The organism is Streptomyces varsoviensis, from assembly GCF_000718635.1.
In the GTDB taxonomy this organism is placed as follows: Bacteria; Actinomycetota; Actinomycetes; order Streptomycetales; family Streptomycetaceae; genus Streptomyces; species Streptomyces varsoviensis.
The window spans coordinates 169,382-183,567 of record NZ_JOBF01000022.1 but is presented as its reverse complement, the minus strand read 5'-3'; the positions used below and the strand labels follow the sequence as shown (position 1 = coordinate 183,567).

General features: G+C 72.8%; 15 protein-coding genes. 8 read left to right on the top strand and 7 right to left on the bottom strand.

Annotated features, from left to right (window positions below; translation table 11 throughout):
* The first annotated feature begins 355 nt into the window (after positions 1-355).
* Positions 356-1,357 (top strand): ArsR/SmtB family transcription factor, encoded by a 1,002-nt coding sequence (locus tag IF55_RS27585; protein WP_030889774.1) that lies wholly within the window; start codon positions 356-358, stop codon positions 1,355-1,357.
* Positions 1,358-1,394: 37 nt separating this feature from the next.
* Here IF55_RS27585 and IF55_RS27580 read toward each other — a convergent pair whose 3' ends face one another.
* Positions 1,395-1,919, bottom strand: a complete 525-nt coding sequence (locus IF55_RS27580; protein ID WP_037966762.1) for a MarR family winged helix-turn-helix transcriptional regulator — start codon at positions 1,917-1,919, stop codon at positions 1,395-1,397.
* 123 nt (positions 1,920-2,042) lie between these two features.
* Here IF55_RS27580 and IF55_RS27575 point away from each other — a divergent pair, with 123 nt between their 5' ends.
* A complete protein-coding gene (locus IF55_RS27575; RefSeq protein WP_030889768.1) occupies positions 2,043-3,671 on the top strand; it encodes a DHA2 family efflux MFS transporter permease subunit in 1,629 nt (542 codons plus the stop codon).
* A gap of 536 nt (positions 3,672-4,207) precedes the next feature.
* On the opposite strand, the gene IF55_RS27570 is transcribed toward IF55_RS27575, so the two are convergent.
* Positions 4,208-4,501 (bottom strand): MTH1187 family thiamine-binding protein, encoded by a 294-nt coding sequence (locus IF55_RS27570; RefSeq protein WP_030889765.1) that lies wholly within the window; start codon positions 4,499-4,501, stop codon positions 4,208-4,210.
* The gene (locus IF55_RS27565; protein WP_030889763.1) at positions 4,498-4,842 is read right to left on the bottom strand and encodes a DUF3817 domain-containing protein; all 345 of its coding nucleotides are present in this window, start codon (positions 4,840-4,842) and stop codon (positions 4,498-4,500) included. Before IF55_RS27565 ends, IF55_RS27570 begins: the two co-directional genes overlap by 4 nt.
* A 249-nt stretch (positions 4,843-5,091) precedes the next feature.
* On the opposite strand from IF55_RS27565, the gene IF55_RS27560 reads away from it, so the two are divergent.
* From IF55_RS27560 to IF55_RS27545, 4 genes are all read left to right on the top strand, one after another.
* Positions 5,092-5,730, top strand: a complete 639-nt coding sequence (locus tag IF55_RS27560) for an AIM24 family protein (protein WP_078645309.1) — start codon at positions 5,092-5,094, stop codon at positions 5,728-5,730.
* Complete coding sequence (locus IF55_RS27555) at positions 5,730-6,380, top strand: AIM24 family protein (RefSeq protein WP_030889759.1); 651 nt, start codon at positions 5,730-5,732, stop codon at positions 6,378-6,380. Before IF55_RS27560 ends, IF55_RS27555 begins: the two co-directional genes overlap by 1 nt.
* Positions 6,377-7,141, top strand: a complete 765-nt coding sequence (locus IF55_RS27550; protein ID WP_030889757.1) for an AIM24 family protein — start codon at positions 6,377-6,379, stop codon at positions 7,139-7,141. Before IF55_RS27555 ends, IF55_RS27550 begins: the two co-directional genes overlap by 4 nt.
* Before the next feature lie 181 nt (positions 7,142-7,322).
* Positions 7,323-7,799, top strand: a complete 477-nt coding sequence (locus tag IF55_RS27545; RefSeq protein ID WP_030889755.1) for a MarR family winged helix-turn-helix transcriptional regulator — start codon at positions 7,323-7,325, stop codon at positions 7,797-7,799.
* Positions 7,800-7,887: 88 nt separating this feature from the next.
* Here IF55_RS27545 and IF55_RS27540 read toward each other — a convergent pair whose 3' ends face one another.
* Together IF55_RS27540 and IF55_RS27535 are read right to left on the bottom strand one after the other, a co-directional pair.
* Positions 7,888-9,369, bottom strand: coding sequence for a sensor histidine kinase (locus IF55_RS27540; protein WP_030889753.1), 1,482 nt, complete (start codon positions 9,367-9,369; stop codon positions 7,888-7,890).
* Positions 9,362-10,024 carry a response regulator transcription factor gene (locus tag IF55_RS27535; RefSeq protein ID WP_030889751.1) on the bottom strand — a complete coding sequence of 221 codons (663 nt, stop codon included), beginning with the start codon at positions 10,022-10,024 and terminating at the stop codon, positions 9,362-9,364. The genes IF55_RS27540 and IF55_RS27535 overlap by 8 nt, the downstream gene beginning before the upstream one ends.
* 143 nt (positions 10,025-10,167) lie before the next feature.
* Between IF55_RS27535 and IF55_RS40840 the strand changes: the two genes are divergently transcribed.
* A complete protein-coding gene (locus tag IF55_RS40840; protein ID WP_048832541.1) occupies positions 10,168-11,334 on the top strand; it encodes a PepSY domain-containing protein in 1,167 nt (388 codons plus the stop codon).
* Here IF55_RS40840 and meaB read toward each other — a convergent pair.
* Positions 11,318-12,277 (bottom strand): methylmalonyl Co-A mutase-associated GTPase MeaB, encoded by a 960-nt coding sequence (gene meaB, locus IF55_RS27525; protein ID WP_030889747.1) that lies wholly within the window; start codon positions 12,275-12,277, stop codon positions 11,318-11,320. The two genes, IF55_RS40840 and meaB, sit on opposite strands and share 17 nt — an antisense overlap.
* A 52-nt stretch (positions 12,278-12,329) precedes the next feature.
* Entirely contained in the window at positions 12,330-13,505 is a 1,176-nt protein-coding gene (locus IF55_RS27520; RefSeq protein ID WP_030889744.1) for an acetyl-CoA C-acetyltransferase, read from the bottom strand.
* A gap of 164 nt (positions 13,506-13,669) precedes the next feature.
* Between IF55_RS27520 and mce the strand changes: the two genes are divergently transcribed.
* Positions 13,670-14,098, top strand: coding sequence for a methylmalonyl-CoA epimerase (gene mce, locus IF55_RS27515; protein ID WP_030889742.1), 429 nt, complete (start codon positions 13,670-13,672; stop codon positions 14,096-14,098).
* Positions 14,099-14,186 lie beyond the last annotated feature (88 nt).

Here is a 14,186-nt window from a genome sequence, read left to right as displayed (position 1 = left end):
GGCGCCGCACGGTCGAGCGGCGGCACTCGTATCGCCGGCCACGGGCCGGGCCGGGGCGCGGCGAAGCTTCGCCGCCTGCGCGGGCGGGGCGGAACGCGGCAACGGCCGCCGGGAAAGCGCCACCGCTGGCACGGCCAGCGAAGGCGTGGACGTCGGCCTCCGGCCGAGGCTTTGCCGCTTGCGCGGCCGGGGTGGGCTTCCGGCGGACGCCGCCGGTCGAGCGGCGGCGCCCGTACGGTCGGCCACGGGCCGGGCTTCGGGCAAGGCTTTGCCGCTTGCGCGGCCGGGGGGGTCTGGCGGGGGCCGCCGGGTGAGGGGTGGGGCTCGTACGGTGGGTGGGCGCCTTGGTGGGGGGATGGAGGGGGAGGGTGCGGTGGGGTATCGGATGTGGTTTGGGGCCGCGGATTTGTTGCGGTGCCGGTTCGCGATCTCGCCGTTGTGGGAGACGCAGGAGGCCGTGCGGACGCTGAGCCGGCCCGATCGGCACGGTTACCACCTGCCGTGGCTGCGCCGGATGCGGGAGGCGGCCGACGGGATCGATCTCGCGCCGGTCCGGCTGCTGATGCCGCCGCACGGCTACAACCCGGACTTCCTGTGCCCGCCGCCGACCGGCCCGTTCGCCTCGTTCGCGGACGAGTTGGCGCGCGTGCGGGCCGCCGACCCGCGCTCCGTACGCGCCGAGGTGGCCCGTTCACTCGCCGACACGCCCGGCGCGGCGGACACCCCGCGGGGGCGGGCGCTGCTGGCCGATCCGGCGCGGACCGTACGCGAATTGGCGGACCTGCTGGAGCAGGTCTGGGACGCGCTGGTCGCGCCCCATTGGCCGCGGCTGCGGGCGCTGCTGGAGGCCGATGTCGCCTTCCACTCGCGGCGGCTGGCCGACGGCGGTCTGGAACAGCTCTTCGCGGGCCTGCACCCGCGGCTGAGCTGGTCGGACGGCGTGCTGACGGTGGCGAACCGCTCGCCATCCCGGCACGCCCGGACCCTGACGGGCGAGGGGCTGATGCTCGTGCCCAGCGTTTTCGTCTGGCCCGATGTCGTCAGCGGCTTCGACCCGCCGTGGCAGGCGACCGTGGTCTACCCCGCGCGCGGCATCGGCTCCCTGTGGGCCGACCCACAACCGGGCGGGCAGGCCCTGGCCCGGCTGCTGGGCCCGAACCGTGCCACGCTCCTCGCGGGCCTCGACGCCCCCGCCACCACCACGGACCTCGCCCACCGCCACGGGCTGGCCCCCTCGTCCGTATCGGCGCACCTGTCCGTGCTCCGCGACGCCGGACTCCTCCGCTCCCGCCGCGACGGCCTGCGGGTTCTGTACGAGCGCACGCCGCTCGGGACAGCGCTGGCCGAGGGTCGCTGACAGCGCCGGAGGCGCGTCGGCGGCAGGGGACGCCCCGTCAGCCGCCGCGGCCCGGACGGGCCACCTGGGACGTCTGGGACACCTCCGTGATGTGGGCGTTCAGAGCCGCGCACATCTCGCGCAGGAATTCGTCGAAGCGGTCGAGCAGTTCGGGCGGGTAGCGCGTCAGCAGGGCGTCCACGCGGGCTCCGAGGGGGCCGAAGAACTCGTCGGCGCGCTCCTGGATGTGCGGGCTGCTGTGCAGGGTGACGATCCGCCGGTCGGCGTGCTCGCGGGTGCGGACGATGTGTCCGGCGGCTTCCAGGCGGTTCAGGAGGGCGGTCGTGGCGCCCGAGGACAGCGGGATGCGCTCGGCGAGCCGGGCCGGCGACAGCGCCGTGCCGCGCTCCTCCGCGCTGATGATCTCCAGCAGGGCGACCGCGTCGGTGGAGTGGAGGCCCAGCCAGGCGGCGAAGCCCCGGCTCAGTTCGGTGTGCTGGCCGCCGTAGGTCCGCAACCCCTCGACCAGCCGGTCGCGTCGCGCCGCGATGTCGCCGTGCGTCGGCGTCGGTTCCTCCGCCAAGACCCGCCGCCCTCCTTCCGTTCCCGTCGGTGATCCGAGATCCGAGCCCCCGGCTCGTCTTTGACAACCTATCGCCCCCCATCTACCTTCGCCGTGGAATTACTTCATCATGGAGGTACCGAGATGCGTGACCCTTCCCCAGCCCGCCGCTGGCTGGGCCTGATCGCCATCGCGCTGGGCGTGGCGCTGATCGTCGTGGACACGACGATCGTCAACGTGATCGTTCCGTCCGTCGTCGAGGACCTGGGCATCTCCTCCGGCCAGGCCCAATGGATCCAGGAGTCGTACGCGATCGTCATCGCGGCGCTGCTCCTGCTGGCCGGCCGGTGCGCGGACGCGCTCGGCGCCCGCCGCGTCTTCGTGACCGGCGTGGTCGTCTTCGGCGCGACCAGCGTGCTGGCCGGTCTCGCGCCCACCGGCGGGCTGCTCGTCCTGGCCCGCTTCCTCCAGGGCGCGGGCGCGGCCATGATCCTGCCGACCTCGCTGGCCCTGCTGAACGCGACGTTCACCGGCAAGGAGCGCGGTCAGGCGTTCGCCGTGTGGGGCTCGACCATCGGCGCCGCGTCGGCGCTCGGCCCGCTGCTGGGCGGCTGGCTCGCCGCGCACGCCTCCTGGCGCTGGGCGTTCGGCATCAACGTGCCGCTCGCCGCGCTGATCGCGGTCGGCGCGCTGCTGTTCCTGGCCCCCTCGCCCCGGGTCGCGGGGCGCGTCGACGCGGCCGGAGCGGTCCTGTCCGCGCTCGGCCTGGGCCTGCTCGCCTTCGGGCTCGTCGAGGGGCGTACGTACGGCTGGCTCGCCTCGATCCGCCCGCTGGACGCCCTCGGGTTCACGTGGGACGGCGGCCCCTCGCCGGTACTCGTCGCCCTGGTGCTCGCCCTCGTCGCCCTGGCCCTGTTCGTACGCCGCCAAGCCGTCCTCACCCGCGGCGACGACCCCGCGCGAGCCCTGATGGACATACGGCTGTTCTCCATCGCCTCGTTCCGCAACGGCAACATCGCCACCCTGATCATCGGCCTCGGCGAGTTCGGCATCGTCGCGGTGCTGCCGCTGTGGCTCCAGTTCACCCTCGGCTACAGCGCGCTCCAGGCGGGGCTCGCCCTCGTGCCGGTGGCCATCGGCAGTTTCGTCGCGAGCGGCGCGAGCTTCCCGATGTCGGCGAAGGTCGCGCCGCTCGGCCAGGTCCGCTTCGGGCTGGCCATGGAGGGCGTCGGGCTGGCCGGGCTCGGGCTGATCGCGGCCACGGACAGCCCCTGGTGGTCGATCGCGCTGGTGCTCTTCGCGTACGGCATCGGCGTGGGGTTCGCCACGGCCCAGGTCACCAATGTGGTCCTCGCGGAGGTCCCCGGCCACAGCGCGGGCCAGGGGTCCGGCATTCAGAGCGCCTTCCGCCAGTTGGGCTCCGCCCTGGGGATCGCCGTGCTGACCACGGCGTTCTTCACCACGCTCGGCTCCCGGCTGCGCGCCGGCCTCGGCGACGCCGGTCTGTCGGCGGCGGAGTCCGGCCGGTACGCGCACGCCGTCACCGACAGCGCGGGCGCCGCCATCGGCCCGCTGGCCGCGCACCCGGCGACCGCGCCGGTCGCCGACGCGGCGCGCTCGGCCATGACCACGGGCATCACCGTCGGCGGCCTCATCGCGGCGGGCTTCGTCGTCCTCGGGCTGATCGCCACCGCCCTGATCCCCGGCACACCGGCCGGGGCGTCCGCCGCCCCGGACCCGTCCCCGGCGGAACCGGAGCCCGCACGTCCGTAGGCAGCTCCCATCGACTCGCCCGTAGACACCAGAGCGGCCGATGCCGACCGGGGCCGGGCCCTTGAACCGGGCCGCGTGGCCATCCGTACGCTCCGGCGCTTCGCGGAGCCGGTACGCGTCGAAGCCGAGCCCGCGCGCGGGCGTCGAGGCCGAGGAGCCCGCCCGTACGCCGCAAGCCGAAGCCTCGTCCGTACGCGGACGCGCCGAGCCCCTGTGTGGGCACCGAGCCGACGACCGTACGTACGCGCCGAGCCGACCTTGTACGCACCCGGAGACGCCGAGCCCCTTCCGCACGCGCCAAGCCGGCGGCCGTACGGACGCGTCAGCGCCGATCCCGTACGGACGCGTCAGCGTCGGTCCTGTACGTACGGGCGCGGCGGCCGGTATCGCCGGGTCGCCGCCACCGTCGGCCGCGCTCCCCCTCACGCCCCGTCAGGGGGGCAGGTTCAGCGCCGGTCCTGTACGTGCGGACCCGGCCGCCGGTACCGCCGGGTCGCCGCCGCCGTCGGCCCCGTTCCCCCTCGCGCCCCGCCCCGTCAGGAGGACAGGTAGCGCTCGACCGTTTCGACCTTCTTGGTCAGGCCGTCGGTGACGCCTTGGCGGATGTCGGCCTTGAGGACCAGGGAGACGCGGCCGGAGCGGGCCTCGACGGCGGCGACGGCGCGCTTGATGACGTCCATCACCTCGTCCCAGTCGCCTTCGAGGGAGGTGAACATCGCGTCGGTGCGGTTCGGCAGGCCGGACTCGCGGACCACGCGGACCGCTTCGGCCACGTACTCGCCGACGTCCTCACCGACGCCGACCGGGGAGACGGAGAATGCGACGATCATGCGTTGACCACGCCTTCCTTGCGGGCGCGCGCGGCGATGAGGCTGGCCTCGGCCTCGCGGCGGAGCATGCGCTCGGCGAAGAAGCCGCCAGTGGGCAGGACGGAGAGGACGAAGTAGAGGGCCGCGGTCTTCACCGGCCACTTGGTGCGGTTCCAGGCGTCGGCCCAGAAGAGCACGTAGAGGACGAAGAGCACGCCGTGGATCATGCCCATGGCCGGCACGGCGTTGAAGTCGGTCGTCCGCTTGAGCACCGAGCAGACGATGAGCAGCAGGAACGAAATGGCCTCCGGGGCGGAGATCAGTCGGAGCCGGCGCAGGGCGGAGGCGGTCTTGATGTCCACGGATACCTCTTGTCGACAGTGGCGGCTCTTGTGAACGTGATCACAAGAGGAATCCATTATCGCCCCCGCCCGCGCGTTCTCCGCGCGCGGGGGCGGGGGCGGCGGCAGAAGCGCAGGCGGGAGGCGTGCCGGGCGGCGCGGCGCGCGGGCCGGGGCAGCGACGACCGGGCGGCACGGCGAGCCGCGCGGGCCGGCGGCGGCCACCCGGCCCCGGTGACGGCCCGCCCCGCGCCGGATAGCGTCTGGGGCGTGGCTCAGTTTCGGCTCCAGGGGAGCAAGATGCTCGCCGTCGACATGACGGGCGACGCGGTCAAGGCCAAGAACGGCGCGATGGTCGCGTACGACGGCGAGATGACGTTCAAGAAGCGCACGGGCGGCGGCGAGGGCCTGCGGGGCATGGTCACCCGCCGCCTCACGGGGGAACAGATGGAAGTCATGGAGGTGAAGGGCCGCGGCACCTGCTATTTCGCGGACCGGGCGAGCGAGATCAACCTGGTGAGCCTGCACGGCGAGAAGCTGTACGTCGAGGCGAGCAATCTGCTCTGCACGGACTCGGCGCTGCGCACCGGCACGACCTTCACCGGGCTGCGCGGCGCGTCCCAGGGCAATGGGCTCTTCACCACCAGCGTGGAGGGCACGGGGCAGGCGGCGATCCTCTCGGACGGCACGGCGATCGTGCTGCGCGTGACGCCGCAGACACCACTCCAGGTCGACCCCGGCGCGTACATAGCGCACACCGGCAATCTGAAGCAGCACTTCCAGTCGGGCGTGAACTTCCGCACGTTCATAGGGGAGGGCTCGGGCGAGGCGTTCCAGATCCGTTTCGAGGGGGACGGGCTGGTGTACGTGCAGCCGAGCGAGCGCAACACGATCGGGGGTGACGTGTAGTGCCGTTCCAGATGCTCAACTCGCGCATGGTGGAGGGCCGGGTCCTCCCCGGGCAGCGGATGTTCAGCCAGCGCGGCGCGATGCTCGCCTACCAGGGTGATGTGTCCTTCACGCCCAGCATCACGGGTGGCCAGGGCGGCGTGCTGTCGATGATCGGGCGGCGGGTGGCCAACGAGGCGACGCCGCTGATGATCGTGGAGGGCGACGGCACGGTGATGTTCGGCCACGGCGGGCACCATGTGCACGTCATCGAGCTGGCCGGCGACACCCTGTACGTGGAGTCGGACCGGCTGCTGGCCTTCGACGGGACGCTCGACCAGGGCACGATGTTCATGGGGTCGCAGGGCGGCGTGATGGGGATGGTGCGTGGCCAGGTCACCGGGCAGGGGCTGTTCACCACCACGCTCAAGGGACACGGGGCCGCGGCCGTGCTGGCGCACGGCGGCTTCGTCGAGCTGCCGATAGCCCCGGGCCGGCCCGTGCACGTGGACCCGCAGGCGTATGTGGCGCACCGCGGTGACGTGCGCAACAAGCTGTCCACGGCGATCGGCTGGCGGGAGATGGTGGGCCGCGGCTCGGGCGAGGCGTTCCAGTTGGAGCTGTCGGGCAGCGGCACCGTGTACGTACAGGCGTCGGAGGAAAAGCTGTGAACGGTCCGGAGATCTACGACGCGCAGACGCTGCCCTCCGACGACAACGTCAACTCGTACGCCTTCAGCGTGGACCTGGACGGCCAGTGGTTCCTCCAGAAGGGGAAGATGGTCGCCTATTACGGGCAGATCGACTTCCACGGCATCGGGCTGGGCCGGCTCGACAGCCTCATCGCGCACAGTTTCCACTCACCGCTGCACGCCTCGGACTGGGTGGTGGCCGAGGGCCGGGGCAAGATGGTGCTCGCGGACCGGGCCTTCGACGTCAACTCGTACGACCTGGAAGACGGCAATCTCACCGTACGCTCCGGCAATCTCTTGGCCTTTCAACCGTCCCTCTCGCTGAAGCAGTCGATCATTCCGGGGTTTCTGACGCTGATCGGCACGGGCAAGTTCGTCGCCGCGTCGAACGGGCCGGTGGTCTTCGTGGAGCCGCCGATCCGGGTCGATCCGCAGGCGCTGGTCGGCTGGGCCGACTGCCCTTCCCCCTGCCACCATTACGACCACCAGTACCTGCGCGGCGTACTGGGCGGCGTACGGGCGTGGACGGGGATCGGGGGCACGTCGGGCGAGGAGCATCAGTTCGAGTTCGTGGGCAGCGGCACGGTGCTGCTGCAGTCGACGGAGGAGCTGATGCCCGAGCTGGCGACGGGCGCGGTACCGCAGCAGGAAGGCGTTCCGAATGCAACCGGTGCAAACCAGCCATCCCAACCGGGCGGCTCCGGCCAGCTCGGGGCCCTCCAACGTCGTTTCGGGCTGTGAGCGGTACTCTGCAGAGGGTGACGTCGAACGCGTGACCATATAGCGTCGCCCCGCGCCGCCCGCACCCCGTCCGGTACGCCCCGAACGCTCGCGTACCGGCGCCGCCGGGCGGCAGGGTCCAGCACCGCCTCGCATGGCCGATAATGATTCATATTTCAACTTCCTTAGGTAGAATCCACCCATGGACACCGAGAACGGCACCCGCTGGCTCAGCGACGAGGAACAGCGCGCCTGGCGTGCCCACCTGGACGTCAGCCGGCTCCTGTCACACCAGCTCGAACGGGACCTCCAGCCCTTCGGCCTCACCAACAACGACTACGAGATCCTGGTCAATCTCTCGGAGTCCGAGGACCACCGGATGCGGATGAGCGACCTCGCCACCGCCACCCTCCAGTCCAAGAGCCGCCTCTCCCACCAGATCACCCGCATGGAGAACGCCGGGCTGGTCCGCCGCGAGAACTGCGAGTCCGACCGCCGCGGCCTCTACGCCGTCCTGACCGAGCAGGGCTGGGACACCATGCGCCAGGTCGCCCCGCACCACGTCGCCTCCGTGCGCAAGCACTTCATCGACCTGCTCACGACCGACGACCTCAAGGCGCTGTACGGCTCCCTCGCGCCCGTGGCCAAGCACCTGCGCTCCACGCGCGGCCGGGTCTGAGACGGCGGCGGGGGCTGGGGACTGGACGGCGGGCGGGTCTCCGTCGGCTACGGGCGGGTCTCCGTCGATTGCGGGCGGGTCGGGGCGCTCATGCCTGGGAACCCGCCCGTTCCAGCCGTAGTTCGAAGCACGCGCCGCCGCTGGGCGACGCGCGCACCGTGAGCGTCCCGCCGTGCCGCGCGGCCACATCGCGGGCGATGGCCAGCCCCAGCCCGGCCCCGCCGTCGTCCCGGCTGCGCGCGTCGTCGAGCCGTACGAACCGCTCGAAGATCCGCTCCCGTTCCGGCTCCGGCACCCCCGCCCCGTCGTCGGCGACGGCCAGTACCAGCCACCTTCCCTCGGCCCGTACGGAGACCACGACCTCCGACTCCGCGTGCCGGCACGCGTTGTCCACCAGGTTGCCCAGCACCCGCCCCAACTGCCCGCGCGAGCCCAGCACCTCGCCGGGCGCCAGCTCGGCCGCCCGTACCGCGACCCCGCCCCGCGCCGGGGCCGCCCGCCGGGCCGTCTCCTCGCGCGCCAGGCCCGCGAGGTCCACCCGCCCGTCCGCGGGCCGCTCCCCCGCGTCGAGCCGCGCCAGCAGCAGCAGGTCCGCCGCCAGGTTCTGGAGCCGTACGGTGTCCTCCACCGCGCCCGCCGCGTCCAGCAGCTCCGGATGGGCCACGCCCACCTCCAACTGCGTGCGCAGGCTGGCGATCGGGCTGCGCAGCTCGTGCGAGGCGTCGGCGACGAACCGCCGCTGCCGCTCCACCGACGCCTGGAGCGCCGCGAGCGTCTCGTTGGTCGTACGGGCCAGCCGGGCCACCTCGTCCCGCGCCCGCGGCTCCGGCACCCGCCGCGCCAGGTCCTCACTGGCCGTGATGGCGGCCATCTCGCGCCGGATGCCCTCCACGGGCCGCAGGGCGCGCCGCGTCACCAGCCAGGTCACGCCCGCCACGACGAGGAGCAGCAGCGGCAGCCCGATGAGCATCGCGCCGCGCACCGTGGCGACCGCGTCCTGCTCGGTGGCGAGCGGCGCGCCCACGTAGACGGTGACCTTCTCACCCTTGGGCGTACGGGCCTCCACGGCGGCGAAGCGGTAGTCGCCCGTCTTCCCGTGGACACGGGCCGTACCGGTGCTGATGTCGACGTCGTCGGAGACCTTGGCGCGGCCGGGCCCGGGCCCGCCCTCGGCCTCGTCGCTGTCGTCACCGTCGTCGCTGTCGTCGTCCTTGTCGTCCGCCTGGGACCCCTGGGCCTCCTGGGTCGGCGAGGGCTGGGCCTTGACGCTCTTGCTGCCCGTGCCGCTCACCGCCTCCAGGTGGTCGCTGACGGCCCGTACGCGCTTGTCGTCGTCCACGACCTGCATCGGATGGTGGTCCTCGGACTCCAGCTTCTTGAACGGCTCCCCCGTCGCGATCTGCGACGCCACGCCCCGCGCGTCCGCCTCCGCCTGGAGGTCGGCCTGGTCGGTGAGGTTGCCGCGCAGCACCGCCAGCACCGCGATCCCGGCGGCCACCAGGGCCACCGCCACCACCAGCGTCGCGCCCAGCGCGGCCCTCGCCCGTACGGAGCCGAACCCCCTACGCACGTGCCACCAGCCGGTATCCGGCGCCGCGCACCGTGGTGATGGACTCGGAACCGAGCTTGCGGCGCAGCGCGCTGATGTAGACCTCGACGATGTTGGGGTCCCCGTCGTAGGCGAAGTCCCAGACGTGCTCCAGGATCTCCGCCTTGGAGACGACCTCCCCGGCCCGTACCGCCAGGTGTTCCAGGACGGCGAACTCCTTGGCGGTCAGCGCCGCCTCCACGCCGTCCCGCCAGACCTTGCGCGCGGCCCGGTCGACGCTCAGGGCGCCGAGGGTGAGCACGGGCGCGGCGCCGGTGCCGCGGCGGCGCAGCAGGGCCCGTACCCGCGCCACCAGCACCACGTACGAGAAGGGCTTCGTCAGGTAGTCGTCGGCGCCGGTGTCGAGCCCCTCGGCCTCGTCGTACTCGCCGTCCTTCGCCGTGAGCATCAGGATCGGCACCTCGCTGCCCTCGGCGCGCAGGGCGGCGCAGATCCGGTAGCCGTTCAGGCCGGGCAGCATGATGTCGAGGATCAGCAGGTCGTACGAGCCTTCGCGGGCCCGGTGCAGCCCCTCCAGGCCGTCGTGGACGGCGTCCACGGCGAACCCCTCGGCGGTGAGCCCCTTGGCCAGCGAGAGCGCCAGCCGCTTCTCGTCCTCCACGATCAACAAGCGCATGGGACGACTCTGCCAAAGGGAGCCTGAAGAAATCTTCAGGCCGCTTCAGGCTGCCTTCAGGGACGGGGAGCCACTGTGGGGACCGTCGAGGGCGGACGACCCGCTCGACGACCCACTGACCCAGTGATCGGGAGGAATTCCTCATGAGGCGCAACATCGCCATCGCCACCGTGGCCGCGGCCGCCGTGATCGCCGGAGGCACCGCGACGGCCGTCGCCGTCACCAGCGACGGCGGCGGGACGGCGCACCACGCGTCGTCGCAGAGCCGGCCGGCGACGGACGACGGGCAGGCGTCGGGGAACGGGCACTCCTCCGACGACTCCGACGATCATGGCTCCTCCGCCGACCACGACTCGGCCGACGACCACGACTCGGCCGACCACGACTCCTCCGACGACCACGACGCGAAGGGGTACACCGGGCCGAAGTCGAGCCTGCGCGTCAAGGACGACGACGCGCACGAGGACCTCATCGAGGCCCGTACCGCCAAGATCACCGCACCGGAGGCGGCGGCCGCGGCGCTCAAGGCCGTGCCGGGCACCATCACGGAGATCGACCTCGACGAGGACGACCCGGGGCTGGTCTGGGAGCTGGACGTGCTCGGCAAGGACGGCAAGTTCCACGACGTCACCCTCGACGCCGGCAACGCCCGCGTCCTCGACCAGCACACCGAGCACAAGGACAACGGCTACCACGGCGTCTCCCACGCCCGTAAGGAGCTGAAGGGCGCCACCGTCGACGCCACCGAGGCCGCCCGCAAGGGGGCGCGCGACGGGGCGACGGTGACGAAGGTCGACCTCGACGACGACGGCGCACCACCCGACGGCCGGTACGCCGGCCGCGGGCGCGTCGTGGCTGATCGCGCAGTTCCCCGCGCCCCTGCGGGGCGCTGCCGGGAGGCGCCTGACGCGCCCGCCGGTCGGTGGCACGCGCCCCCTGCCGGGCGCTGCCGGGCCGGGCCCGCGCCCGGCGGACGGCGCCCGGCCGGCGCACCACCCGACGGCCGGTACGCCGGCCGCGGGCGCGTCGTGGCTGATCGCGCAGTTCCCCGCGCCCCTGCGGGGCGCTGCCGGGAGGCGCCTGACACGCCCGCCGGCCGGTGGCACGCGCCCCCTGCCGGGCGCTGCCGGGCCGGACCCGCGCCCGGCGGACGGCGCCCGGCCGCCGCGGGGCCGGGGCCCGCGCACCGGCAGCGGGCGACGGTGATCAGGGCCCGGCCCGGCGGACGGGCGGGAACCCGGTGCCGGGCTCAACGACGGAGTCAATGGGCGGCCACCGGGCCGGAGGCCCCCGTCAGTCGCTTTCGGTGATTCCGGCGACCAGTTCGTCGGCCGCTGTGTACGGGTCGAGCGTCCCCGTGATGATGCGCTCGGCCAGGGCGCCCAGCCGCCGGTCGCCGCGCAGGTCGCCGATCTTCTCCCGCAGGGCGGTGACGGCGATCGTCTCGACCTCGCGGGCGGCGCGCTGGGCGCGCCGCCCGGCGAGGGCGCCGTGTTCGTCCATCCAGGCGCGGTGCTTCTCCAGGGCCTCGACGACCTCGTCGGTGCCCTCGCCGCGGGCGGCGACCGTCTTGACGATGGGGGGCCGCCAGTCGCCGGGGGCGCGGGACTCGCCGAGGCCGAGCATGTGGTTGAGCTCGCGGGCGGTGGCGTCGGCGCCGTCGCGGTCGGCCTTGTTGACGACGTAGACGTCGCCGATCTCCAGGATTCCGGCCTTGGCGGCCTGGATGCCGTCGCCCATGCCGGGGGCCAGCAGCACCACGGAGGTGTCGGCCTGGGCGGCGATCTCCACCTCGGACTGTCCGACGCCGACGGTCTCGACGAGGATCACGTCGCAGCCGGCCGCGTCCAGCACCCGGATGGCCTGCGGCGCGGCCCAGGCGAGGCCGCCGAGGTGGCCGCGGGTGGCCATGGAGCGGATGTAGACGCCGGGGTCGGAGGCGTGCTCGGACATCCGCACCCGGTCGCCGAGGAGCGCGCCGCCGGAGAACGGCGAGGAGGGGTCGACGGCGAGCACGCCCACCCGCTTTCCGGCCCGGCGGTAGGCGCTGACCAGCGCGGACGTGGAGGTGGACTTGCCGACGCCGGGCGATCCGGTGAGCCCGACGACGTACGCGCCGCCGGTGAGCGGGGCCAGCGCGGCCATCACCTCGCGGAGCTGCGGGGACGCCCCCTCCACCAGTGAGATCAGCCGGGCCACCGCGCGCGGCCGGCCCTGGCGCGCCTGCTCGACCAGAGTGGGGACGTCCGCCATCACTGCTCCGTTCTCAGTACTCGTCAGTACTAGCTGTTCAAGTACTAGCTGTTCACTTACCCGGTACGCGGATGATCAGTGCGTCGCCCTGCCCGCCGCCGCCGCACAGGGCCGCGGCGCCGACCCCGCCGCCGCGCCGCTTCAGCTCCAGCGCCAGATGGAGTACGAGCCGGGCGCCGGACATCCCGATGGGGTGACCGAGCGCGATGGCCCCGCCGTTGACGTTCACCTTTTCCGGGGAGATTCCGAGGTCCTTCATTGACTGCGCGGCGACGGCGGCGAACGCCTCGTTGATCTCGATGAGGTCGAGGTCGTCGACGGTCAGTCCGGCCTTGTCCAGGGCGTGCCGGATGGCGTTGGAGGGCTGCGACTGGAGGGAGTTGTCGGGGCCGGCGACGTTGCCGTGCGCGCCGATCTCCGCGATCCACTCCAGGCCCAGCTCCTCGGCCCTGGCCTTGCTCATCACGACGACGGCGGCGGCGCCGTCGGAGATCTGCGAGGCGGTGCCGGCGGTGATCGTGCCGTCCTTGGCGAACGCGGGGCGCAGTTTGGCGAGCGATTCGGCGGTGGTCTCGCCGCGGATGCCCTCGTCCTGGGCGAAGATGACCGGTTCGCCCTTGCGCTGCGGGACCTGTACGGGCGTGATCTCGGCCTCGAAGAGGCCGTTCTTCTGGGCGGCGGCGGCGCGCTGGTGGGAGCGGGCGCCGATCTCGTCCTGTTCGGCCCGGCCGATGCCGAGGCGGGTGTTGTGCTTCTCGGTGGACTCGCCCATCGCGATGCCCTCGTAGGCGTCGGTGAGGCCGTCGAGCGCCATGGAGTCGAGCATTTCGACGGCGCCGTACTTGTAGCCCTCGCGGGACTTCGGGAGCAGGTGCGGGGCGTTGGTCATGGACTCCTGGCCGCCGGCCACGATGGTGTCGAACTCGCCCACGCGGATGAGCTGGTCGGCGAGGGCGATGGCGTCGAGGCCGGAGAGGCAGACCTTGTTGACGGTCAGCGCGGGCACGCTCATGGGGATGCCGGCGGCGACGGCCGCCTGCCGGGCGGGAATCTGGCCGGCGCCCGCCTGGAGCACCTGCCCCATGATCACGTACTGCACCTGGTCGCCGCCGATGCCGGCCCGGTCGAGGGCGGCCTTGATCGCGATGCCGCCGAGGTCGGCCCCGGAGAAGGACCGCAGGGAGCCGAGCAGGCGGCCCATGGGCGTGCGGGCGCCCGCGACGATCACAGAGGTGGTGCCGGTCGTACCAGTCATGGTGCGGCCCCTTCGCGCTGAGGGATGTTAACGAGGGTTCCCGTCAATGTACTGAGCGGTACCCGCCCGGTCACCGGGCAGCGGGTGTGATCGCGCGCACGTTGCGTAACCACGCGTGCGAGCGGTGCACTGGAGGCATGCTGACGCGAATCGACCACATCGGGATCGCCTGCTCCGACCTCGACGCGACCGTCGAGTTCTACCGTGCCACGTACGGCTTCGAGGTGTTCCACACCGAGATCAACGAGGAACAGGGCGTACGCGAGGCCATGCTGAAAATCAATGAGACGTCCGACGGCGGCGCCTCCTACCTCCAGCTCCTGGAGCCGATCCGCGAGGACAGCGCGGTCGGCAAGTGGCTCGCCAAGAACGGCGAGGGCGTGCATCACATCGCCTTCGGCACCGAGGACGTCGACGGGGACGCCGCGGCCGTACGGGACAAGGGCGTCCGGGTCCTCTACGACGAGCCGCGGCGGGGTTCGATGGGCTCCCGCATCACCTTCCTCCACCCCAAGGACTGCCACGGAGTCCTCACCGAACTCGTCACCGCGGCGACGGAGCACTGACCTCTGCCATCCCCGGCCGGTAGAGTGCAGGTTCGGCCGGGGTACGGGATCTGGGGCTCGGCCCAAGCTTTGCCGATGATCTGACACC

Excerpts from the sequence above, each read along its gene's own strand:
- IF55_RS27585 (WP_030889774.1), top strand. The coding sequence starts at position 356 with ATGGAGGGGGAGGGTGCGGTGGGGTATCGGATGTGGTTTGGGGCCGCG.
- IF55_RS27575 (WP_030889768.1), top strand. The coding sequence starts at position 2,043 with ATGCGTGACCCTTCCCCAGCCCGCCGCTGGCTGGGCCTGATCGCCATC.
- IF55_RS27545 (WP_030889755.1), top strand. The coding sequence starts at position 7,323 with ATGGACACCGAGAACGGCACCCGCTGGCTCAGCGACGAGGAACAGCGC.
- IF55_RS27535 (WP_030889751.1), bottom strand. The coding sequence starts at position 10,024 with ATGCGCTTGTTGATCGTGGAGGACGAGAAGCGGCTGGCGCTCTCGCTG.
- mce (WP_030889742.1), top strand. The coding sequence starts at position 13,670 with ATGCTGACGCGAATCGACCACATCGGGATCGCCTGCTCCGACCTCGAC.
- meaB (WP_030889747.1), bottom strand. The coding sequence starts at position 12,277 with ATGGCGGACGTCCCCACTCTGGTCGAGCAGGCGCGCCAGGGCCGGCCG.
- IF55_RS40840 (WP_048832541.1), top strand. The coding sequence starts at position 10,168 with ATGAGGCGCAACATCGCCATCGCCACCGTGGCCGCGGCCGCCGTGATC.
- IF55_RS27570 (WP_030889765.1), bottom strand. The coding sequence starts at position 4,501 with ATGATCGTCGCATTCTCCGTCTCCCCGGTCGGCGTCGGTGAGGACGTC.